At 62.8% G+C, this 21,911-nt stretch carries 22 protein-coding genes and 1 tRNA gene; 14 read left to right on the top strand and 9 right to left on the bottom strand.

Annotated elements, in window-relative coordinates; genetic code table 11:
• Nucleotides 1-17: 17 nt before the first annotated feature.
• From ACZ5G6_RS20960 to ACZ5G6_RS20980, 5 genes are all read left to right on the top strand, one after another.
• Nucleotides 18-1,424 (top strand): M15 family metallopeptidase, encoded by a 1,407-nt coding sequence (locus ACZ5G6_RS20960; protein WP_498687850.1) that lies wholly within the window; start codon nucleotides 18-20, stop codon nucleotides 1,422-1,424.
• An 80-nt stretch (nucleotides 1,425-1,504) separates the two neighbouring features.
• Nucleotides 1,505-1,578 (top strand) — tRNA-Gly (locus ACZ5G6_RS20965).
• 153 nt (nucleotides 1,579-1,731) lie between these two features.
• Nucleotides 1,732-2,193, top strand: a complete 462-nt coding sequence (locus tag ACZ5G6_RS20970) for a nuclear transport factor 2 family protein (RefSeq protein WP_498687852.1) — start codon at nucleotides 1,732-1,734, stop codon at nucleotides 2,191-2,193.
• An 83-nt stretch (nucleotides 2,194-2,276) separates the two neighbouring features.
• Nucleotides 2,277-2,411, top strand: coding sequence for a hypothetical protein (locus ACZ5G6_RS20975; RefSeq protein WP_263422337.1), 135 nt, complete (start codon nucleotides 2,277-2,279; stop codon nucleotides 2,409-2,411).
• Nucleotides 2,408-3,583 carry a N(5)-(carboxyethyl)ornithine synthase gene (locus ACZ5G6_RS20980; protein WP_498687854.1) on the top strand — a complete coding sequence of 392 codons (1,176 nt, stop codon included), beginning with the start codon at nucleotides 2,408-2,410 and terminating at the stop codon, nucleotides 3,581-3,583. Before ACZ5G6_RS20975 ends, ACZ5G6_RS20980 begins: the two co-directional genes overlap by 4 nt.
• A 67-nt stretch (nucleotides 3,584-3,650) precedes the next feature.
• On the opposite strand, the gene ACZ5G6_RS20985 is transcribed toward ACZ5G6_RS20980, so the two are convergent.
• Nucleotides 3,651-5,036, bottom strand: coding sequence for an MFS transporter (locus tag ACZ5G6_RS20985; RefSeq protein ID WP_223934725.1), 1,386 nt, complete (start codon nucleotides 5,034-5,036; stop codon nucleotides 3,651-3,653).
• Nucleotides 5,037-5,192: 156 nt separating this feature from the next.
• Between ACZ5G6_RS20985 and ACZ5G6_RS20990 the strand changes: the two genes are divergently transcribed.
• Nucleotides 5,193-6,047: a LysR substrate-binding domain-containing protein gene (locus tag ACZ5G6_RS20990; protein WP_223934726.1), complete on the top strand. Its 855-nt coding sequence runs from the start codon at nucleotides 5,193-5,195 to the stop codon at nucleotides 6,045-6,047.
• A gap of 500 nt (nucleotides 6,048-6,547) precedes the next feature.
• On the opposite strand, the gene ACZ5G6_RS20995 is transcribed toward ACZ5G6_RS20990, so the two are convergent.
• The 3 genes from ACZ5G6_RS20995 to ACZ5G6_RS21005 all read right to left on the bottom strand — a co-directional run bounded on the left by ACZ5G6_RS20995 (nucleotide 6,548) and on the right by ACZ5G6_RS21005 (nucleotide 8,775).
• Entirely contained in the window at nucleotides 6,548-7,597 is a 1,050-nt protein-coding gene (locus ACZ5G6_RS20995) for a PDDEXK nuclease domain-containing protein (RefSeq protein ID WP_498687858.1), read from the bottom strand.
• Between the two features lie 293 nt (nucleotides 7,598-7,890).
• Nucleotides 7,891-8,319: a DUF4913 domain-containing protein gene (locus ACZ5G6_RS21000; protein ID WP_498687859.1), complete on the bottom strand. Its 429-nt coding sequence runs from the start codon at nucleotides 8,317-8,319 to the stop codon at nucleotides 7,891-7,893.
• Nucleotides 8,320-8,334: 15 nt separating this feature from the next.
• Nucleotides 8,335-8,775: a TraM recognition domain-containing protein gene (locus ACZ5G6_RS21005; RefSeq protein WP_223934731.1), complete on the bottom strand. Its 441-nt coding sequence runs from the start codon at nucleotides 8,773-8,775 to the stop codon at nucleotides 8,335-8,337.
• A gap of 229 nt (nucleotides 8,776-9,004) precedes the next feature.
• Here ACZ5G6_RS21005 and ACZ5G6_RS21010 point away from each other — a divergent pair, with 229 nt between their 5' ends.
• Nucleotides 9,005-9,778, top strand: a complete 774-nt coding sequence (locus ACZ5G6_RS21010) for a sugar phosphate isomerase/epimerase family protein (protein ID WP_223934732.1) — start codon at nucleotides 9,005-9,007, stop codon at nucleotides 9,776-9,778.
• Here the strand turns inward: ACZ5G6_RS21010 and ACZ5G6_RS21015 are convergent.
• The gene (locus ACZ5G6_RS21015) at nucleotides 9,759-10,079 is read right to left on the bottom strand and encodes an alpha/beta hydrolase (protein WP_498687862.1); all 321 of its coding nucleotides are present in this window, start codon (nucleotides 10,077-10,079) and stop codon (nucleotides 9,759-9,761) included. The genes ACZ5G6_RS21010 and ACZ5G6_RS21015 overlap by 20 nt on opposite strands.
• Before the next feature lie 134 nt (nucleotides 10,080-10,213).
• Nucleotides 10,214-11,239 (bottom strand): LacI family DNA-binding transcriptional regulator, encoded by a 1,026-nt coding sequence (locus tag ACZ5G6_RS21020; RefSeq protein WP_498687864.1) that lies wholly within the window; start codon nucleotides 11,237-11,239, stop codon nucleotides 10,214-10,216.
• Between the two features lie 198 nt (nucleotides 11,240-11,437).
• Between ACZ5G6_RS21020 and ACZ5G6_RS21025 the strand changes: the two genes are divergently transcribed.
• The 4 genes from ACZ5G6_RS21025 to ACZ5G6_RS21040 all read left to right on the top strand — a co-directional run bounded on the left by ACZ5G6_RS21025 (nucleotide 11,438) and on the right by ACZ5G6_RS21040 (nucleotide 15,094).
• Nucleotides 11,438-12,607, top strand: a complete 1,170-nt coding sequence (locus ACZ5G6_RS21025) for a Gfo/Idh/MocA family protein (protein ID WP_498687866.1) — start codon at nucleotides 11,438-11,440, stop codon at nucleotides 12,605-12,607.
• Nucleotides 12,607-13,821 (top strand): dihydrodipicolinate synthase family protein, encoded by a 1,215-nt coding sequence (locus ACZ5G6_RS21030; protein ID WP_498687868.1) that lies wholly within the window; start codon nucleotides 12,607-12,609, stop codon nucleotides 13,819-13,821. Before ACZ5G6_RS21025 ends, ACZ5G6_RS21030 begins: the two co-directional genes overlap by 1 nt.
• A complete protein-coding gene (locus ACZ5G6_RS21035) occupies nucleotides 13,818-14,657 on the top strand; it encodes a sugar phosphate isomerase/epimerase family protein (protein ID WP_498687870.1) in 840 nt (279 codons plus the stop codon). Before ACZ5G6_RS21030 ends, ACZ5G6_RS21035 begins: the two co-directional genes overlap by 4 nt.
• 257 nt (nucleotides 14,658-14,914) lie before the next feature.
• A complete protein-coding gene (locus ACZ5G6_RS21040; RefSeq protein WP_223934737.1) occupies nucleotides 14,915-15,094 on the top strand; it encodes a hypothetical protein in 180 nt (59 codons plus the stop codon).
• Nucleotides 15,095-15,117: 23 nt separating this feature from the next.
• Here ACZ5G6_RS21040 and ACZ5G6_RS21045 read toward each other — a convergent pair whose 3' ends face one another.
• From ACZ5G6_RS21045 to ACZ5G6_RS21055, 3 genes are all read right to left on the bottom strand, one after another.
• Nucleotides 15,118-15,372 (bottom strand): hypothetical protein, encoded by a 255-nt coding sequence (locus ACZ5G6_RS21045; protein WP_498687872.1) that lies wholly within the window; start codon nucleotides 15,370-15,372, stop codon nucleotides 15,118-15,120.
• Nucleotides 15,353-16,468, bottom strand: a complete 1,116-nt coding sequence (locus tag ACZ5G6_RS21050) for a YihY/virulence factor BrkB family protein (RefSeq protein ID WP_498687874.1) — start codon at nucleotides 16,466-16,468, stop codon at nucleotides 15,353-15,355. The genes ACZ5G6_RS21045 and ACZ5G6_RS21050 overlap by 20 nt, the downstream gene beginning before the upstream one ends.
• A 138-nt stretch (nucleotides 16,469-16,606) precedes the next feature.
• On the bottom strand, nucleotides 16,607-17,872 hold the full coding sequence (locus ACZ5G6_RS21055) for an ROK family transcriptional regulator (RefSeq protein ID WP_498691976.1): 1,266 nt from the start codon (nucleotides 17,870-17,872) through the stop codon (nucleotides 16,607-16,609).
• A gap of 82 nt (nucleotides 17,873-17,954) precedes the next feature.
• Here ACZ5G6_RS21055 and xylA point away from each other — a divergent pair, with 82 nt between their 5' ends.
• The 3 genes from xylA to ACZ5G6_RS21070 all read left to right on the top strand — a co-directional run bounded on the left by xylA (nucleotide 17,955) and on the right by ACZ5G6_RS21070 (nucleotide 21,743).
• Complete coding sequence (gene xylA, locus ACZ5G6_RS21060; protein ID WP_498687876.1) at nucleotides 17,955-19,142, top strand: xylose isomerase; 1,188 nt, start codon at nucleotides 17,955-17,957, stop codon at nucleotides 19,140-19,142.
• A 115-nt stretch (nucleotides 19,143-19,257) separates the two neighbouring features.
• Nucleotides 19,258-20,688 carry a xylulokinase gene (xylB, locus tag ACZ5G6_RS21065; RefSeq protein ID WP_498687878.1) on the top strand — a complete coding sequence of 477 codons (1,431 nt, stop codon included), beginning with the start codon at nucleotides 19,258-19,260 and terminating at the stop codon, nucleotides 20,686-20,688.
• A gap of 68 nt (nucleotides 20,689-20,756) precedes the next feature.
• Nucleotides 20,757-21,743, top strand: coding sequence for a LacI family DNA-binding transcriptional regulator (locus ACZ5G6_RS21070; protein ID WP_498691977.1), 987 nt, complete (start codon nucleotides 20,757-20,759; stop codon nucleotides 21,741-21,743).
• Nucleotides 21,744-21,911 lie beyond the last annotated feature (168 nt).

Genomic DNA, 21,911 nt, shown 5'->3' on the forward strand with positions numbered 1-21,911 from the left:
CGGCGCCTGCGGCGGCAATGCCAACAACGGTACCCGCGGCTGCGGCATCTACGGCGGCATCCTCATCCGCGAACAAAGTGGCAGCACCCACCACGGTGAACCCGCTGCCAAGCGTGGACCCCATCGGGGACCCTGCCAGCTTTTCGGTCCTTGTCAATAAATCCAGGCCCCTGAATCCCGCAAGCTACGCCCCTGGCGACCTCGTCAATGCCCGCGGCTCGGGCCAGTCTCTGCGGGCCGAAGCCGCTGCCTGGCTCAACGGCCTGTTCCAGGGAGCGGCCGACGCCGGGACCGGGGGCCTGTCGATCGTGAGCGGATACCGGTCCTATGCCCAGCAACAGCAGGTCTATTCGTACTACGTCAGCATCTATGGCCAGGCCTATGCCGACACCATCTCGGCACGTCCCGGGTACAGCGAACACCAGACCGGCCTCGCCATGGACATCGGCAATGCTGCTGGTTCCTGTGGCCTGAGTACGTGCTTCGGAGACACAGCGGCCGGCAAATGGGTGGCAGCGAACGCCCATAAGTACGGCTTCATCGTCCGGTACCCCGAGGGCTACACGGGCACCACCGGCTACAGCTACGAGCCCTGGCACTTGCGCTACGTTGGCGTAGCGCTGGCCACCGACATGAACCGGCGGGGATTCCCGACGCTCGAGCATTACTTCGCCGGAAACCCGGCAGCCGCTGCCAGCATCAAGTCCGGCGCCGACCTCGTAGCGGCAGACTCTTCCGGCCGGATGCTGCGTTACCCCGCGACGGCGGCAGGAGGTTATGCTGCACCCGTCCAGATAGGTTCGGGTTGGACCGGCTTGAAACAAGGCTTCGTGGTGGACTGGGACATTGACGGCATTTACGACATCCTTGCGCAGTGGAACAACGGCGTCCTGGGCGTTTATCGTGGCCTCCCCGGAGGCGGCTTCGCCGGACAGGTCGTGGTGGGCAACGGCGGCTGGGATCGCATGACCATCACCGTCGGCAAGTGGACGCACGCTCACGGCCGGCCCGGCGTCGTCGGATATTTCCCGGACGGTGTGCTGCGCTATTACCCCAACACATTCGGCGGGGCGCTGAGCGCTCCGCAGGTCATCGGCAAGGGCTGGAACGGCCTGGAACTGACCATGGCCGATTGGGAGGGCGACGGCGCGAACGACATCCTTGCAAGGACAACTTCCGGGTCCCTGATCAACTACCGGGGAGACGGCTGGGCTGGCTTCTACGGGCCGGCCACAACTGTTGGCACAGGCTGGCAGTACATGCGCGTCCTGCTGCCGAGCTTCGGATTGACCGGCGCGGGTACGCGCGGCATCACTGCCCAAACCGCCGATGGCAACCTCTACAACTACGGTCTCGGCAGGGCCTCCTGGACCACCTACGCGCAGGTTGGATCCGGCTGGAACGGCCTAATGCTCTTCAAGTAGACATGGCATGCGCGCCTGTCATGAAGAGCCCCGCAACTGCGCTAAGCTAGGACTCGCTCCGGCGAATAGCCGACAGCGACGCGGGCGTAGCTCAATGGTAGAGCGCTAGCTTCCCAAGCTCGATACGCGGGTTCGATTCCCGTCGCCCGCTCCATCATGACCCCTTGCCTCCGGGTAGGGGGTCATCTTGTTGGAAAGCCGTATGGTCCTGACCCGCGCACGCACCAGATAAGGCCCCGCACCCGTCGACCCGGGCGGCCCTTGAGCCTAAACTCGTAGATACATCCACCTATCCGGGAGGTCCCCAATGACTCTCACCGACGATGCTGAGGCGGGTCCACTCGCCGTCATCCACCGCCTGCTGGAAGCCACGAACAAGCACGATCTGGAAGCCTTGGCCGAATGTTTTGCGCCGGGTTACGTCAATGAGACGCCCGCCCACCCCACCAGGGGCTTCACGGGCAGGGACGCCATCCGTAGCAACTGGGAGCAGCTCTTTACAGGGGTGCCGAACATCAGAGTTCGATTGGTGTCCCATAGCGTGGCCGGCAACCAGGCATGGACAGAGCTGCACATGCAGGGCTCGTGGCGGGATGGCACGCCGCATGAGCTCACCGGCGTCATCATTTTCGGCGTGGAAGAGAGCGTCATTAACAGTGCACGCTTCTACATGGAGCCTGTGGAGCACTTCGTTCGCGTTGATGACACCGCGGACCGCGTCAGCCACCGAGTAACGCATGGCCGGCCAGCCGTCGAGCCAGCGCAGTGAGTCAGCCGGATACCAAGCTGCTCAGGTGAGGGGTGTATCGTCAGGAGTCAGGAGCCATTTCGGCTCCGCTCTAGGGAGCGATCATGGGCGACAAATCACCGCGCCAAGCTGCATCGAAGAAGTCCAGTAAATCCATCAAGGAAAAGCGCGCGGACAAACGCGCTGCCGAGTCGCCCGACACTGCGGCCGCGAAACCCGCAACCGGCAATAAAAAGTGATTGGGGCGCAAAGTCCGCTAAGCATTGGCGTCCTGGGTTCTTCGCTGAAGCCCAACGAGCAACGGCTACCGATCCACCCGCAGCATCTTGGGCGCATTGCTCCGGAACTGCGCCAACGGCTCCGCCTTGAATATGGTTACGGCGAACGCTTTGGTGTCCCGGACAGCACACTCGCCGGGCTTGTCGGCGGGCTTGGCACGAGGCGGGAGCTCATTGCCCAAAATGACGTCATTCTGCTGCCGAAGCCGCAGGCCGAGGATCTTGCCGAGCTCCGCGACGGGCAGACCCTCTGGGGCTGGCCACACTGCGTTCAGGACGAGGCGATCACCCAGCTCGCGATCGATAAGAAACTAACGCTCATCGCGTTCGAAGCCATGAACCACTGGGCTGCCGACGGCGGCTTTGGACTTCACGTCTTCCACAAAAACAACGAGCTCGCCGGCTACTGCTCCGTGTTGCACGCGTTGGCTTTGACCGGTTCCACGGGTGATTACGGTCGTCGCCTGACGGCTGTGGTCATCGGTTTTGGCGCCACGGCCCGGGGCGCCGTCACAGCCTTGAACGCCCATGGCGTCCATGATGTCCAGGTCCTGACAAACAGGGGTGTCGCCGCAGTCGGATCCCCGATCCACTCGGTGCGGATCGTGCAGTTCGACCACGACAACAACGCACCATTCCTGAGCCAGGTCATCACCGATGGTGGTCGCAAGCCTTTGGCCCCGTTCCTCGCTGCGGCAGACATTGTGGTGAATTGCACCTTGCAGGACCCCAACTCCCCGCTAACGTATCTGCGAACTGAGGACCTGGCAGAATTCCGGCCGGACAGCCTGATCGTGGACGTTTCCTGCGATCCCGGCATGGGCTTCAGTTGGGCACGCTCAACTACCTTCGATGAGCCCATGTTCCGGGTGGGCGGGCACGTCAACTACTACGCCGTTGATCACAGCCCTTCATACCTGTGGAACTCGGCCAGCTGGGAGATCAGCGAGGCCTTGTTGCCGTTCCTGGAGACTGTGGCCGCAGGTCCGGACGCGTGGGACACCAATGAGACGATCTCCCGTGCGATCGAGATTCGCGAGGGCGTCATCCAAAACCCGGATGTGCTGGAGTTCCAGGGACGCTCGGCGGAATACCCCCATGTACGGGCTGCGGTACAAGCGCCCGCAGCCTAACGGCCCGTCCGGGACAAAAGGCAGTGCATGCAGTTCCGCCGCACGCACTGCCTTTCAGTGCGCCCAGCTATGCAGCTTGCGTCCGGTCAACGATCCGTAGCACTCGACGCCGGTCACGCAGGTCCACCTTGATGTGCAGGGATGCCTTCCGTGCCAGTACGACGGCGACAACAGCCGCCGCCGCTGCCGGCACGCCACCAGCCACAAGGATGGCCAAGTGCGGCCCAAGGTGTTCGGCCAGCCAACCCATGACGGGCCCACCAATTGCCTGTCCGCCGATGAGGACCACCAGGTAGAGGCTCATTACCCGGCCGCGAATGCTCATGTTGGAACTGGTCTGCACCATCTGGTTTGCCGCGGTGAGGAACATGAGGCACCAGAATCCAGCCAGGACCATCGAGGCGCTGAACCAGACCATGGACGGCATCACGGATGATAGGCAGAGCATCAAGCCATATAGCCCCGCCGAGAGCACCACCGACCGCAACCGGAGCTGACGACGTCGTGTGGACGTCACCGCCCCCACCAGCGCACCGAGCGCAACCATCGCGTTCAGCAGGCCGTAGCCTCCGGCCCCGGCGTCGTACACGTGGTCCGCAAAGGCGGCAAGCAGCACCGGGAGGCTCATCGCGAAAACCGCCACGAATCCGGCCATCAACCATGGCCAGTAGATGGTGGGCTTGCTCAGCGCGTACTGGAGGCCTTCGCGCAGCATGCCCTTCTTGCGGGGCGTCGGCCGGCTAAGGTGCAGCTGTTCCTTGCGGAGTATCAGGAGCATGGCAACGGTGGAGCAGCACGCCACGGCATTGGCGGCGAATGCCCAACCGGCGCCCACAGCCGTGAGCAGCCATCCCGCCAGCGCCGGGCCGATCAGGCCACCGAGCTGGAAGGTTGTTGAGTTGACGCTGATGGCATTGCGCAGGTACTTGGGACCTACGAGTTCGTTGACGAACACCTGCCGCGCCGGCTGGTCCAGGACGGTCACAAAGCCCAGCACCAGGGCGATTGCATACACATGCCAGACTTCCACGCGATGGCTGAGGGAGAGCGCCGCCAAGGTGGCAGCAAGCACGGCCGCCGCGGACTGGCAGATGATGAGGATCTTTCGCTTGGCGAAGCGGTCGGCCATCATGCCGCCCCACGGGCCAAGGAACAACGACGGCATGAACTGCAGCGCCACGGTAATTCCGACCGCGGTGACGGAACCAGAGAGCTGGAGCACCATCCAGTCTTGGGCAATACGCTGCATCCAGATCGCAATCACGGCAATGAAATGGCCAATTGCGAAGATCCTGAAGTTGGGTACCTTCAAGGAGATGAAGGTGTGCCGCCAGGGCAGCTTTTCACTCACGACGGCGAGTGGCTGGGTGACGGTGTCCGGCGTCTGCGGCGCGGACAGGGAATCGATGATGGGCTGGCTGACATTTGCCGCTGATGGCGGTGGGGGTGCCAAAGGGAGTCCTCGGATCGAGAGTTTCGGTGGGATGCCTTTAACGCTATGGTTGCCAGCAGCAATTATGGAAGCGTATTGCGCCTATAACTAGCATTGCGGATCGCAATGAGGCTCCTGCGCTTCCACAGTAATTCGACCCAGCGCTTGAGGAGTTCCGTGTTTGAACCTGTCCAGCTCCGCTCCTTCCTTGCTGTCGCTGAAACCCTGAGTTTCACCAAGGCGGCCGAGCGATTGGGACTCGCACAGCCAACCGTGAGCCAGCACGTCCGCAAGCTCGAAGCCGCAGCCAAGCGCGTCCTCGTTGCCCGCGACACCCGGGAAGTCCGGCTGACGGACAATGGTGATGCCATGGCCGGGTTTGCCCGCAGCATCCTTGCAGCCCACGACTCCGCTGCACGCTACTTTTCCGGTTCGGCGATGCGCGGCCGCCTCCGATTTGGCACGGCGGACGACCTCGCCATCACAGGCCTGCCGCGGATCCTGCGCGAGTTCAGGCAGCTGTATCCACAGATCAACCTGGAACTGACCGTCAGCCAAAGTGACCAGCTCTACAAGCGCCTCAACGCCGGGCAACTGGATCTGGTGTTCGTCAAGTGGGTGGCTGGCGCCAAGGAAGGCACTGTGGTCCGGCATGACAACTTCGCATGGGTCGGAGTTGAGCAAACCGTCCTGGAACCGGGCGCGCCCGTGCCGCTGATTGCATACCCGGCCCCCAGCCTGAGCCGGAAGTTGGCCATCGACGCCCTGGAAGCCGCCGGCCGCACGTGGCGCATCACGTGCAGCACCAAGCAGATCAGCGGAGTCTTGGCCGCCGTCCGCGCAGGTATCGGCGTGGCGGTGATGCCGGCTTCACTCGTACCTGAGGACCTGAAGGTGATCACCCAGCGATTCGACCTCCCGCCCGTGGGCGACGTCGACTTCACGCTGATCCGCAATCCCCTGGCCAACGCCGAGGTAATCGACGCCCTGACGCAGGCAATCATGGGCAGGGCGCTGAGCAAATCGAACTAGCGTCCCCAAGCGTATGGGCTACCCTCACAACGACTGCTCCCGACCGACTTCTCGGCAATTATGAGGAACCGCTGGCGGCGGACTACAAAACTGCCGTCACTGATGATGCACTTGCGGATACCCCACAGCTGCTCGCGGTGCTGCGCGGGATAGAACCCTCTTGGTTGAATTCGGCGTCGTTCTCCCGCAGCCGCACCTCGACTGCATGTCCTCAAACACCGCGTCCGCGGAAAAGGCTCCCTGACACAGCGGAAGCCTGATCAGCCGGCCTTCCAAGGGGTCCACGACGCCTCCGATACGTCTGCAAAAAATGCTCTCAGAATGCATCAAATGCGAATCCGAGTCAGGGAAACCTTGGAGTCCAGCGGAATTATCTGCCTGCACGGTACCTCGAGCCCGTTGATGCTTACACGCCAAGGCTGTTGCCCGGTGCGCCGCCGGACCCGCCCCCAAATCGGGTTAACGAAAGGGTGCTTATCGGCGTCAGCGGGTCCGAAGGCTCAGTCTTCTGGGTCCGCCCCAGGTTCAGCCCATTCCAACGCGGCGACAACATGACCCTCATTGGGCAGTGCTACCTTCTCGTCTGCCGGGAGTTTGTCGTAGGTGTAGGCCGCGACGGCCATCGGCGAGGTAGAGCGCCCGAGACTGTATCGGACGCTGCGGTCATTCTTGGTGCCGCAAATGAGGATGCCGATGGTTTCGTTGTGGTGCTCGCGGCGGAGCATGTCATCGACGAGGGCGACGTAGAAGTTTAGTTTGCCGGCGAACTCCGGCTGAAACTTTCCTGTCTTGAGTTCGATGACCACGTATCTGTTCTGGTCCATATGGAAGAACAGCATGTCGACGTAGTAATCGTCGCCGTCGACGTCGAAGTGGACTTGCCGCCCGACGAAAGCGAAGCCTGGTCCCAGTTCGCGCAGGGTTTCGGTGATCCGACTGGTTAAAGCCAGTTCCAGTTCGCGTTCAGCGACTTCCCCGGACAAGCCCAGGAACTCGAAGTTGTAGGGGTCCTTCGCGATTTGTTGGGTAAGCTCGGAGTCCTGCGCAACAAGCTGTTGCGCAAAGTTGGACGGAGCTGCGCCGGTCCTTTCAAGAGTTCGGTTCATGATCATGTTCAGCAGGACATTCCTGGACCACCCGTATTGGACGGCTGCCGCTGCGTACGAAGTACGTTTTTCCTGTGCGCCCACCTTGTCCAGAAGGACAGTAACGTGGCCCCACGGCAATTGCGCAACAGCTTGTTGCGCAATTGGACCGTCCTGCCAGGCTCCGGCGAACGTGGTCATGTACTGAATGTTTCTGGGCGAGAGGCCCTTCATCTCAGGGAACTCGGCACGCAGGTCCGAGGACAAACGCTTGATAACTCCGCTCCCCCAGCCCTGTTGTTCCTGTTGCTGCCGAACTCCTTGGCCTATTGCCCAGTACAGCTCAATGAGCTGTGTGTTGATGGTCCGAAGCGCCCGGGTCCTTGCCGTTTTGACTGTTGCCTTCAGATCCTCGAGAAGGTCCAGGTAGCCAGCGGGAAGGTCCAGGTCACGCGAGTCGGTCATCAGTCCACCCTAATGTGCGCCACTGACACCATGGCTCAAGTGTCCAGACGGTGTCTGGACACTTGAAAACGGAGAACTTCTAGCACGGCCCCTGGATACCGCGGCTACGGCCGGTCGCTCTGCACTGGGGAAGCCGTCAACGTCGCTGCCATGTCCCAGTAGTACCCACCTGTCCCAGGTCCTGGACATGTCTTCGGCAAATGTGCCACAGCCTGTGGCGCTATTTGGAGTTGTCTCTCATTTGATTTTCGCGGGGTCTTTGTCGTCAGTCTGGCTCTGATGGCGGACCGGGTTCACGCCTGGAAGGCTCGTACATCGGGGAACCAGCCCGCCGGAGCCTTCTTGGGTTCCAGATGTTCGGGGTCGCGGTGTTCTTTCATGTCGCAGTTGTAGAAGGGACCTTGGGGGTCGAGGAGGACTCTCATGTGATGGTCTGCATGGTCCCGCCACCAGACGCTCATACCGGTAGCGGGATCCAGGCGCAGGTGCTCCCATGAACGCCACAGAGCCGCCACACGTGAGACGGCTTCCGGGTGGAAGTACCACTCGATGCACCACTTCGCGGACTTTCCCGTGACGCTGCGGACGTACGTGGGCAGCAGCTGCTCATGCAGGAATTCTTCGGCGGAGCCGTAGACGAGCTCCGGTTCTTTCTCGGCACTCTGGTCAGCTTTGCTTGGGGCCGGTGTGTCTGTGTCGTAGAGGTCAAAGTCATTCGTCATGAGTGCAGACCCTTCCTACTTCGTGACCCAGGGATTGGCTACAGGTGCCGCTGGAACCGGGACGGCTGGTTCTTCGGGGCGCGGGCTGTACTTCTTGATGGATGCCTCCACCGTTTCCTTGTGGGGTCCGGTGTACCAGGGCATCGTGCGGACGAGCGTGGCGGGTGCGCCGGAGGCGAGGACCACGGCGCCGCCGCGGTCGAGTTCGGCAAGGTTGGAAACGTCAAAGATGCGTTCCTTGCCCTCTTGCCGGGAGCGGCTGGAACCGGACTTGCCTGAGGACGTGGAGACGTTGATGTAGCTATAGTCACCGATCCGGTCCGAGAGTGCGCGGAGGAAGCCCTCTTCTGCCACGCCGCCGCCGTAGACCTTCACGTTCGCCGTTGACCAGATTTTCCGCATGTTCGCGTCTCCCCACAGCTCCACGCCTTGGGACCAGGACTGCAGGATCCCCATGACGATCCCCGAGTGTGGCCGCGAGGAAGTCCGCGGACAGGATGTCTTCAGCCTTGGGATCGAAGTAGGCGTCGGGCTTTGACCCGGGCACAGGGGAGCCGACGGAGAAGTGCTGCGTGAGTTTGTAGGCCTTCTCTTCGTCGGTGACGTAGGAGAGCGGGTTCCACCACCAGTTCGGCTCTTCCTGCCAACACCCGCACGGTAAGCGCATTCCCGCTATCCTGAACCAATGATCGATATCACGACGCTGGCTGACCTCACGCCTGGAATTTGTTCCGTCACTCTCCGCGAACTGGGGATTGACGACGTCGTCCGAATTTCCTCGGGCGCAGGTCTGGCCGGCATCGAGTGGGGTACGGATGTCCACGTCAGCGACGCCGCCTCTGCTGCTCATGCCAAGGAGGCCACCGAGGCTGCGGGCCTCAGCGTCCTGTCGCTCGGTTCCTATTACCGAGCGGGAGCTTTCGGCGATTTCGAGCCCGTCCTCAACCTCGCCGCCGCGCTCGGTGCCCCGCGGATACGGGTCTGGGCCGGGGAGCTGGGTTCAGCCGACGCCAGCCCGGAGCACTGGGACGCGGTGGTTACGGACACGCAACGCATCGCCGATCTGGCCGCGGCCCGAGGGATCGGCATCGCTTTCGAATATCACGGTCGAACACTCACCGACTCCCCTGAAACCACCCTCGAGCTCCTGCGCCGCGTCGATCACGCAAACGTCGGCACCTACTGGCAGCCCGCCGTCGGACTCACTGACCAGCAGGCGCTGGATTCTCTTCACCAAGTGCTGCCTCACGTCGTCGGCGTGCATTGCTTCTCTTGGGGACCAGAGGCAGAACGCCATCCGCTGAGGTCGCGCAAGCTCCTCTGGCAGACCGTCTCCGATGTCCTTCGCGGCAACGGAAGGGACATGGACATCATGCTGGAGTTCGTTGAAGACGATCTGCCGGAGAACGTGCACAACGATGCCGCTTTCCTGCACGCCATCACGCTGGGCGAGGACTAACTCCAGCAACCCAGCCCATCCGGCCGAGCCAAGCAGTACACAAGGCTGGCCATTGGTCGGCGCCCGGCGTCCCGCCAGCCAAGCCCAGCCCATGCACGCCCTGCGGAAAAACATGGAGTTCCGCCGGTACGCCGGCCCGGCTCAGCGCCGCGGTGTACGCCAGGCTGTGACTCACAGGCACGGCTTCGTCCTCGGCAGTGTGCCATAGGAACGCCGGAGGCGTGGCAGCGCTGACATGGAGCTCGGCGGATAGCCGTCGAAGCAGCTCAGGACCGCCCTCAGGTCCGATTAAGTTGTCCACCGACCCCCTATGGGCCGAATCCATGAAGGAAATCACCGGGTAGCACAGCACGGAAAGATCCGGGGCGGCCGCCGTCGTCCTGAATTGCTCGGTTCATGCTCCGGGACTCCTGGGATCAGCGGCCATGCGGGGCTCTAAGCCGGGACTTCCGTGCTCCTGCGGAGCTTGACGGAACCACCCACCGAGCCGCCCTCGGTGCCACCTGCTGCAAGCCTCCCAATGTCCTCCAGCGGCAGATACACGGTGGACAAGGCGGGACGGAAGTCGCGCAGTGTTTCAATGTCGTCAAAACCAGCGATGGTGGCATCGCGGGGAATCCACACACCCTCTGCGCGCAATGCGGCGGTGACGCCGATGGCCATGACGTCATTGACCGCGAAAATGCAGAGCCGTTCGTCCGAGGCCTTGATCCGTTCGGCCAGCGCCAACCCGGCATCGTATCCCCCGGCACGATCAAAGCCGGTACGGATGACCTCGGCAGGGGGCCGTCCGGCGTCGGAAAGTCCGCGCTGAAAGCCGCGGATGCGGTCGTCGGACGTAAAGAGTCCCTCGGGGCCGCCAATAATCACGAAGGCGCCCTGATGCGAGGCAACCAGTTCATCAGCAAGCTTCGCCGCGAGGTCTTCGTTGGGCACCTCAATCACGTGGTAGCCCTCTTCGGTAGTGGAACCAACGATCGGGTGCCCCACCACCCCTACATGCCCTCCATTGCGGCAATAGCGGTCCAACTCGGCGGCGAGCTCCACGTTGCTTTGTTTGTCCTCGGGTCGCGCTGAGCGTGAACCGGCAATGACGATTGAATCTGCGCGGCGTGCGGCGAAGGCTGCCACAGCTTCCCGCTCATCCGATGGAGCGCCGGATGTGCTGGCCAACAGCACCATGCGGTTTTGCTGCCGGGCTGCTTCCTGGACGCCGCGGGCAATGGCGGAGAAGTAGGGATCGGCGATGTCGTGGACAATCAAGCCGATCAATCCTGAGCTGGACTTTGCGAGCGCCTGGGCCTGGGCATTGGGGACGTAGCCGAGCTTTTCGGCGGCGTCGCGGACGCGCTCCGCAATATCCTCTGCGGGCTTACGGGTGGAACCATTGAGGACGCGGGACGCCGTGGCCAAGGAAACCCCTGCCAGACGGGCAACTTCACTCAGTGTGCTGGCGGCCACGAGGCCCTCCTTTTCTGCAAGCCATCGAGACTGGCGCTAGAAGAAATTATGGCAGCCTCCAGCCATTTTTGGGAAAGCGCTTGCCAACATGGCGCGGTGTAGTGCATGATCGATTGCAGCGGGAATGCGCTTTCCCACATCTGGAAATGCAAACACCGGCAACGCACAGCGGCCGGCACACAAGGACCTGGAGAAAACATGGGCTACGAAACAAAGACGATCCGCATCGCCATGAACGGCATCACTGGCCGTATGGGTTACCGCCAGCACTTGCTGCGGTCCATCCTCCCCATCCGCGATGCCGGTGGATTCACCCTCGAAGACGGCACCAAGGTTCAGGTGGAACCGATCCTCGTTGGCCGCAACGAAGCCAAGATCCGCGAGCTGGCGGAGCTCCACAAGGTTTCCGAGTGGTCCACGGACCTGGACGCAGTCATCGCGGACCCCACCGTGGACATCGTGTTTGACGCCTCCATGACCAGCCTCCGCGCCGCCACCCTGAAGAAGGCAATGCGCGCCGGCAAGCACATCTTCACCGAGAAGCCGACGGCCGAGACGCTGGAAGAAGCAATCGAGCTCGCACAGATCGGCAAGGAATCCGGCGTCACCGCCGGCGTCGTGCACGACAAGCTGTACCTCCCGGGCTTGGTCAAGCTCCGCCGTCTCGTGGACGAAGGCTTCTTCGGCCGCATTCTCTCCATCCGCGGCGAGTTCGGCTACTGGGTCTTCGAAGGCGACGTCCAGGCAGCACAGCGCCCGTCCTGGAACTACCGCAAGGAAGATGGCGGCGGAATGACCACGGACATGTTCTGCCACTGGAACTACGTGCTCGAAGGCATCATCGGCAAGGTCAAGAGCGTCAACGCCAAGACCGCCACCCACATCCCGGCACGTTGGGACGAGGCCGGCAAGGAATACAAGGCCACCGCGGACGACGCCTCCTACGGCATCTTCGAGCTCGTTACCCCGGGTGGCGACGACGTCATCGGCCAGATCAACTCCTCCTGGGCCGTCCGCGTCTACCGCGACGAACTGGTCGAGTTCCAGATCGACGGCACGCACGGTTCCGCCGTCGCCGGTTTGAACAAGTGCGTTGCGCAGCAGCGCGCCCACACCCCCAAGCCGGTCTGGAACCCGGACCTGCCCGTCACCGAATCCTTCCGAAGCCAGTGGCAGGAAGTCCCGGCCAACGCTGAACTGGACAATGGCTTCAAGCTGCAGTGGGAAGAATTCCTGTGCGACGTCGTCGCCGGCCGCGAGCACCGCTTCGGCCTGCTGTCCGCTGCCCGCGGCGTGCAGCTGGCCGAGCTCGGCCTGCAGTCCTCGGCAGAGCGCCGCACCATCGACATCCCGGAGATCACCCTCTAATGACGTCACTGATTCTTCCCACCAACGACGGCGGCACCCGCGAGTACCGCCTTCAGCCCGCCACTGCGTGGGTCAAGCCGGGCGCTCCCATGACCGCTCGCCGCGCCTACGCCGCAGCGCACGTCATCCCGGAAGTCGCCGCTGACAACACCCCCGGCGCTCCGGCTCAGCTCGACTGGGACGCCACCCTGGCGTACCGGCACGAGCTGTGGTCCTACGGCCTGGGCGTTGCCGACGCCATGGACACCGCACAGCGTGGCATGGGCCTGGACTGGGCAGCCACCCAGCAGCTCATCAAGCGCACCGGCGCCGAAGCCGCCTCAGTGGTGGCTGCAGGCAATGCGGCAACTGCAGGCAAGTCCGTCCGGGACCTCGTTTCCTGCGGTGCCGGAACCGACCAGCTGGACATCGCCGCCCTTCCGGACGGCGCTGCCGGCATCCAAGCCGTCATCGATGCCTACCGCGAGCAGATCGCCGTGGTCAGCGAAGCTGGACCCAAGGTCATCCTCATGGCATCCCGCGCCCTTGCCAAGGTGGCCAACGGCGCCGACGACTACCTGCACGTCTACTCGACGCTGCTGCGGGAAGTCGATCAGCCCGTCATCCTGCACTGGCTCGGCACTATGTTCGACCCCGCGCTGGCCGGATACTGGGGCTCCGACGATGTTTCCGTGGCAACGGAAACGTTCCTCAGCCTGATCCGCGAGCACTCGGACAAGGTTGACGGCGTGAAGGTTTCGCTGCTGGACGCTTCCCACGAGGTCGCCCTCCGCGCCAACCTTCCGGAAGGCGTCCGCCTCTACACCGGCGACGACTTCAACTATCCGGAGCTGATCGACGGCGACGGCACCCACCACTCGGACGCCCTGTTGGGCATCTTCGCTGCCATCTACCCCGCTGCTTCGGTTGCCCTGCAGAAGTACGACGCCGGTAACGCTGCAGAAGCGCGCGCCATCCTGGACTCCACCCGTGAGCTCGGAAAGCACATCTTCAGCGCACCCACGTTCTACTACAAGACGGGCATCGCGTTCATGTCCTGGCTCAACGGCAAACAGCCCGGCTTCCAGATGGTCGGTGGCTTGCACTCTGGCCGCTCCGTGCTGCACCTGGCCAAGACCTTCGAACTGGCAGATCAGGCCGGCTTGCTGAAGGACCCCTCGCTGGCAGCCTTCCGGATGTCCGATTACCTGAGGATCAACGGAGTGGGCGCATGAGTGACTTCTCGAGGCTTTCACTGAACAGCGCCACCACCAAGAAGTGGACCCTGGCCGAAGCCGTTGACGGTTGTGCCCGTGCAGGCGTTCCCGCGATCGGCCCGTGGCGTGACCGGGTTGCCGAGGCAGGGCTGGACAAGGCGGCCAAGCTCATCAAGGACGCCGGCCTTCGCGTTTCCTCGCTGTGCCGCGGCGGCTTCCTCACGGCTGCCGACGCTGAAGGACAGGCCGCTGCACTGGCTGACAACTTCGACGCCGTCCGTGAAGCAGCTGTGTTGGACACCCAGGAGTTGTTCCTTGTGGTCGGCGGGCTCGCGCCCGGCGAAAAGGACGTGGTCGCGGCCCGTCAGCGTGTAGCGGACCGGCTTGAGGAACTCGTTCCCTTCGCTTCCGAAAATGGCGTTCGCCTGGTCCTCGAGCCGCTGCACCCGATGTACGCCGCGGACCGCGCCCTCATCTCCACGCTCGGCCAGGCCCTGGACCTGGCCGCGCCGTACGACGCGAAGGCAGTGGGCGTCGCCGTCGACACCTTCCACGTCTGGTGGGACCCGGAACTGAAGGCGCAGATTGAACGCGCGGGCCGCGAAAACCGCATTGCCTCCTACCAGGTCTGCGATTTCAACCTGCCGATCGCTGCGGACGCGCTGTTGTCCCGCGGAATGATGGGCGACGGCGTCATCGACTTCGCGACCATCGGCACCTGGGTCAGGGATGCCGGATACACGGGCGACATCGAGGTTGAAATCTTCAACCAGGAGATCTGGGACGCCGATGGAAACACGGTCCTGGAGACCATGAAGCAGCGCTACGCGGAGCTCGTCCTCCCGTACGCCTAAGAACGTGGTCCTCCTGCGGGGGCCCTAAGCTCCGCAGGAGGACCACCCCAAAGCAAGCGAGCCCCTGCCCGGTCACGGCAGGGGCTCGCTTTCTTGCATCGTGCACACCCTGTTTGTTTCAGCGTGGAGACGCGGAATGCCCATGTTAGATAAGTGGTACACAGCTGAAACATTGCGTCGATGAGAGGAAACAATGGCCACTTACGCTGGTTTCACCTGGACAAAGAGGTCCACGAAACCACTGAAAGGACACCACCATGATGCTCTTGAAGACCCTCAACTTTTTTCTGGACGCCAGCAGCAGCCACAGCGGATCCTCAGGCGCTTCCCCTGAAGAAAATTCACCCGCAGCCGCCTTCGCCTCCGAGCGCCTGTCGTCCAGCGCCTGGGAGGGCTGGTGGGATGATGCCGACCAGGGCTTTCCTGCAGGGGCGTAATCCGCACTACAGCTCGAGGCGTGCTACAGCGTGACTGGCTGCAGCGTGACTGCCACGTGGACCTGGGCACGGGGAACACCGATCAAGGTGAGACTGCCGCCGTCGTTCGCCTGTAACTCCACCCGGATGTTCCGGGTTCCCTCCTCGGGCTGGACGGAACTGACACGGAAAACCTCACCGTGGATTTCCACTCTGTCGCCGTCGCGAACGGTCTTGAGCTTCCTGCGCGTGGTGCCGGACGCGTCGACGCGCTGAGGTTCACTTCCTGTCTTCGGCATTTGCTGTGCGTTCCTGGGATTCGTTGGAGCGGGCATCGTCGTCGTGGTTTTCCCGTAGTTCCTGCCCGCGGCGGATAACTTCATCTTCCTGCTTCTGCTGCTTGTCGCTGCGCTTGGTATCGCGGGGCGGGAGTTGGATGCTCTCTTCGGCTTCAATGCCTCCCTGCAATTCACGCCCGCGTTCCATCTCGGCGTCAAATTCCGCACCGAAAAGCAGCGACATATTCAGGATCCAGAGCCACAGCAACATGATGATGACGCCTGCCAGCGTTCCATATGTTTTGTTGTAATTGCTGAAATTCGAAACGTAGAAGCCGAAGCCCAGCGATGCCAGGGCAAAAATTACCAGGGCGATAAGGGAACCCGGGCTCATCCAACGGAACTTGGGTTGCTTGACGTTGGGGGTGAAGTAGTACAGCACGGCGATGACAATGACCACCAACACAATCAGGACCGGCCATTTGGCAATGTTCCACACCGTCAGGAATGTTTCTGACATGCCGATTGCCTTACCGATTGTCTCCGCTACCGGACCGCTCAGGACGAGCATCGCGGCGGCCAGTGCCGCGCCCACGAGTGCGACGACGGTAACGGCGAGCATCGTGCCGCGCAGTTTCACGAAGCCGCGGCCTTCATCCACTTCATACACGCGGTTCATCGCCCTGCTGAAGGCTGTGGTGTAGCCGGAGGCCGACCACACAGCCACCAGGATGCCAAAGACCAGTGCGAAGCCGGCCGCATTGGAGCGCGTCAGTTCCTCGATGGGCTGCCGCATGGCGTCTACGCCGGGTCCGGGGGCGAACTGCTGCACGATGTCCAGCAATGCCGCGGTGGTTTTCCCCGCGTCGCCAAAGATGCCGATAAGGGAAACCAGCGCCAAAAGCGCGGGGAAAAGGGAGAGCACGGCAAAGTAGGTCAGGCCGGCGGCTGCATCAGGACATTGATCCTTGCTGAACTCCCGCAGCGTCCTCTTGGCGATATACATCCATGTGGGCTTGCCCAGGTCCTTGAGACTGTCCGGCTTGCGGTCGTCTTCAGGGGCGGGCGCGGTATCTGCCTTCGCTGTGCTGGTGTGTGGCGAGTCTTGAGTAGTCATGGGACACCTGTTCGTGGGTAGGGCATGCGCGAACAAACTGACCCATTAATAGTAAGCATGCTGATGATTCCCATGGAAGTCTTGGGGGAACCCGCAATCCCCCGGGAATACCCATGCACTCTCCGGCGAAAAGATGCCCTACGCGAGCTTGCCCGCCGGGAGGAATTCGAAAGGTGACTCAATCACAGTGCGGATCACCTGGCCCGCCGCGCCCAGTAGCGTCCCGGAGTGCTCCAATCGGGAGACTGTGAGGTTTTCGGGCTCCAGCAGCCCGGGCGCATACCTTTCCAAACTCGAGAGCACTGCTGGCCTAAGCCAATCGGCGAGCACGGCAAAGTGACCACCAAGCACTACGGCCTCGATGTCCATGAGACGCGCAGAAGAGGCGAGCGCGACGCCCAAGTACCGCCCGGCGTCGTGAACCGCACTCGTGGCGCGCGGTTCATCCGCCGCCAACGCCGCGAGCAGAAGTCCGGTTCGCTCCGCAAGGGACCCCTCGGGGATATGGGCAGCCTCAAAAATGGCTTCCTGCCCAGCGAACGTTTCCAGGCAGCCGGCCCCTCCGCAGGAACACGCAGGCCCTTCGGGATGCACCACGATGTGGCCCAATTCTCCCGCTGAACCGCCAGGCCCCGTATAAAGCTCCGAACCGATAATGACCCCGCCACCAACGCCAACCTCGCCGGAAACGTAGAGGAAGTTCGCCGGACCACCGCCGTACCAAAGCTCACCGAGGGCAGCACTGTTTGCCTCGTTGGACAGCCGGACACCAAGTGGCGCGCCTTCCAGCAACGCCTGCGGATTCAATTGTTGATGCTCCCAATGGAGGTTTGGGGCGGACAACACGACATTTCGCTGGTCATCCACCAGGCCGGGAACCGCAAGTCCGCCTCCGAGGATGGTGATGCCGGCAGCTGCTGCTGCTTCCTTGGCCTGGCTGGCCAGCTCACCCAACTGCTCCATGACGGCAGCCGGTTTGAGCCCTCGGTTGCGGGACTCCACCGTGGAGCTAAAGCGCAACTTCCCGCCCAGGTCCACCAGGCCAACGGCCAGGTAGTCGACGTTGATTTCCATACCGACAACGCCTCGCCGGGAGCTTAGCTCGAGCCCTTGCCCAGGACGCCCGCGCTCTCCATCGCGATACAGGCCAACCTCGGACACAAGGCCAGACTCCACCAGATCGGCCACCAAACTGGATACAGCGGCTTTGGTCAGCCCCGTTCCAGCGGCCACTTGCGCGCGGCTGGGCTTGGCATCGCCCGTGCGGGCAATCGAGTCCAGGACGAGCGAAAGATTACGACGGCGCACGTCACCCACGCGCCCCGGGGCAGCTTGTTCGTTCACTCGCGCAGCCTCCTCAGGGCTTGGAAGATTTTTCGCTGGTTTCCATTGACCATGATCCATCATCCCCCATATAGTTCAGATTGAAAACTAATTGGAGTGCTTTACATCCATGGCCTCCCCGCCGCTTTGCAAAGGAGCAACAATGACCCCGCAGCCAACCCCCCAGGACCGGTTCACCTTTGGCCTTTGGACCGTCGGCTGGACTGGCGCCGACCCGTTCGGCGTAGCGACCCGGCCGGCCCTGGACCCTGTGGAAGCCGTGCACAAGCTCAGTGAACTTGGCGCGTATGGCATCACTTTCCATGACAATGACCTTGTCCCCTTCGATGCCAGCGCCTCGGAGCGCGACCTCATCCTCAAGAACTTCAAGGGCGCCCTGGCCGAAACCGGCCTGAAGACGCCGATGGTTACCACCAACCTCTTCAGCCACCCTGTCTTCAAAGATGGCGGATTCACCTCAAATGACCGCTCCGTCCGCCGCTTTGCCCTGAGCAAGATCCTGCGCAACATCGACCTCGCCGCTGAGCTTGGCGCAGAGACCTTCGTGATGTGGGGTGGCCGCGAAGGCAGCGAATACGACGGTTCCAAGGACCTCTCCGCAGCGCTGGACCGCATGAAGGAAGGCGTGGACACCGCCGCCGGCTACATCAAGGAGAAGGGCTACGGCCTGCGGATTGCCTTGGAACCCAAGCCGAACGAGCCTCGTGGCGATATCTTCCTGCCCACCGTTGGCCACGGCCTAGCCTTCATTGCCCAGCTGGAACACGGCGACATCGTGGGCCTTAACCCGGAGACCGGCCACGAACAAATGGCGGGCCTGAACTTCACCCACGGCATTGCCCAGGCCCTGTGGGCGGGCAAGCTCTTCCACATCGACCTCAATGGCCAGCGTGGAATCAAGTACGACCAAGACCTCGTCTTCGGCCATGGCGACCTCACCAGCGCCTTCTTCACCGTGGACCTCCTGGAGAACGGCTTCCCCAACGGCGGACCCAAGTATGACGGGCCCCGCCACTTCGACTACAAGCCGTCCCGCACCGACGGCTACGACGGCGTGTGGGAATCGGCAAAGGCCAACATGTCCATGTACCTGCTCCTGAAGGAACGCGCCCTCGCCTTCCGCGCCGATCCGGAAGTTCAGGAAGCGCTGACTGCCTCGGGCGTGTTCGAGCTGGGCGAGCCCACGTTGAACGCCGGCGAAACCACCGCGGACCTGCTGGCTGACGCCAGCGCCTTCGAAGCGTTCGACGCCGACAAGGCCGCCGAGCGCTCGTTCGCCTTCGTCCGCCTCAACCAGTTGGCCATCGAGCACCTTCTCGGGGCCCGCTAAAGGCACCACCCCGTAAGAAGAACCAACCCATCGCAATTCCGTCGCCGGGCCAGGCAAGGTCCCTCGTTTTACCGGACTGCCAGTCCCGGCGACGGTCCCCCAAAGGAACAAAAGCATGCCTCTCGTAGCCGGGATCGACAGCTCCACCCAGTCCTGCAAGGTGGTCATCAGGGACTCAGACACTGGCGCCCTGGTGCGTCAGGGCCGAGCCTCACACCCTGAAGGTACCGAAGTCCATCCGGATCATTGGTGGACCGCCCTTCAGGAAGCCATCAACCAGGCGGGCGGCTTGGACGACGTCGATTCCGTCGCCGTGGGTGGCCAGCAGCACGGGATGGTCTGCCTGGATGAATCCGGAAACGTGGTCCGCCCAGCACTGCTGTGGAACGACACCCGGTCCGCACTGGACGCGGAAGAGCTGATTCTTGAAGCTGGCCAAGGTGACGCCGTGGCTGGAGCTGCTTATTGGGCCGCCAGCACAGGGACCGTGCCTGTGGCATCGCTGACGGCCACCAAACTTCGGTGGCTTGCCCGGCACGAACCGGACAATGCCCGGCGCACTGCAGCCGTTTGCCTTCCACACGATTGGCTTTCCTGGCGTTTGGCCGGTCATGGGCCGGGCACAGGTCCATCCTCTTTGGAGTTGCTCCGCACTGATCGGTCCGACGCCTCGGGCACCGGATACTTCGTTGCAAGCAGTGGCGAGTACTTACCGGAAGTCCTGCAGAGCACCCTGGGCCATGTCCCGGTGCTGCCGGCCGTCGTCGGGCCTTTGGAAACTGCCGGCAAGACGCCCAATGGCGCTTTGATCGGGCCAGGTGCAGGTGACAACGCCGCGGCGGGGCTGGGCGTCAACGCCGGCGTCGGGGATGTTGTTATTTCCATCGGCACGTCAGGAACTGTGTTCGCCGTTTCCGACGTCCCGTCCCGGGATCAGAGTGGCCTGGTAGCAGGATTTGCCGATGCCACAGGGAACTACCTGCCCCTTGCCTGCACACTCAACGCCACTCGAATTTTTGATGCCACCGCTGCGTTACTCGGGGTGGATTTGCAGCAACTCGCCAAACTGGCACTGTCAGCCCCTGAGGGCGCAGGCGGCCTGACCCTTGTGCCATATTTCGAGGGCGAACGTACCCCCAACCTTCCGGACGCCACAGGATCCCTCCATGGGCTCACAGTGTCGAATTACACCGCGGCCAACCTGGCCAGGGCCGCCGTCGAAGGTGTTGTGTGCTCCCTGGCCGATGGCCTCGCCGCCCTCCAGGCGCAAGGCGTGGCGGCCCGACGCATCATCCTGGTGGGCGGCGGTGCCCAGTCCGAAGCCGTGCAGAAGGTTGCCGCCGAGGTCTTCGGGTTGCCGGTGTTCGTGCCTGCTCCGGGGGAATACGTGGCAGACGGCGCGGCCCGGCAAGCCGTCGGTGTCCTGACAGGCAAGCTGCCGGATTGGTCCCTTGAAGGAATCGAAGTCGCTCCGCACAAGGGCTCCGGCACACCGGAGTTCTTGACGAGGTACCGCCATTACGCCACCAAGGCAGCCATGGGCTGATCACCGCGTATGTGCTCTATCGTGACAGGGTGAGCACTGAACAATCCGCACCAAACAGGCCTCCTGTCATGGAGGACGTCGCCCGCGTTGCCGGCGTTTCCCACCAAACCGTGTCCCGTGTTCTGAACAACCACCCCAACGTGAGCTCAAAGACCCGGGAGCGCGTTGAGCAGGCAATCACTGAACTTGGCTACCGCCGCAACACCGCTGCACGCAGCCTGGTGACCCGGCGCTCCCAGACCATCGGCGTGCTGGGCAGCGAGTTGGCGCAGTACGGCCCGTCCCATACCCTCCTCGGAGTGCAGCAGGCGGCCAGGGACGCAGGCTATTTTGTCAGCGTCGCCGGTTTGCGGGAAGTCACGCCTGAAACCATCAAGGACGCAATGGCCCACTTCATGGACCAAGGCGTGGACGGCATCGTTGTGACAGTGCCGCACCCTGGGACCTTTGACGTCCTCAAGGACATCACCACCCAGGTGCCTTTGGTTGCTGTCGGTTCCGTTGGCGACGAAATGCTCACCGGGGCCACGGTGGACCAACGCGAAGGGGCGCGGCTTGCCGTCCAACACCTCCTGGAGCTGGGGCACAAGCGAATCGGCCACTTGTCTGGACCTGCCGATTGGATCGACGCCGCTGCCCGGACAGAAGGCTGGCGCGATGCCCTCGCCGAGGCAGGGCTCGAACCCGGCACCCTGATCGAGGGTGACTGGAGCGCCGAATGCGGCTACCGCGAAGGCCTGAAAATCGCCGCCGAGCGTTCCGTGACCGCACTGTTCGTAGCCAACGACCAGATGGCGCTGGGGGTCCTCCGGGCTTTCAGCGAAGGCGGCGTGCTGGTCCCGGGGGACATCAGCGTGGTGGGCTTCGACGATCAACCCGAGTCCGCGTACTTCATTCCGCCGCTGACCACTGTTGCGCAGGACTTTGAGGAGCTCGGCCAGCGCTGCATCGGCTTGCTGCTGGATCGTCTGGAGACCGGCGACACCGGTACGCCCGCCACAGTGAAGCCCCGCCTGATCATCCGGGCCACCACAGCGCCCCCCGTCACCACCTAACCCAAGTAGGTCGCAGCTGAGCGCGTTTTGAGCACGCAAAACGCGCTCAACTGCGACCTAGTTGGGTCAGAGTGTCTGAAACAGTCCCACATGACGCCCATCCTCTTGACATCAAAGTTGTGAGCGCTAACAATTGCATCAGACCTTCTTCGTTTCTTCCACCCAACC

Source organism: Arthrobacter sp. TmtSoilC51 (assembly GCF_055388015.1).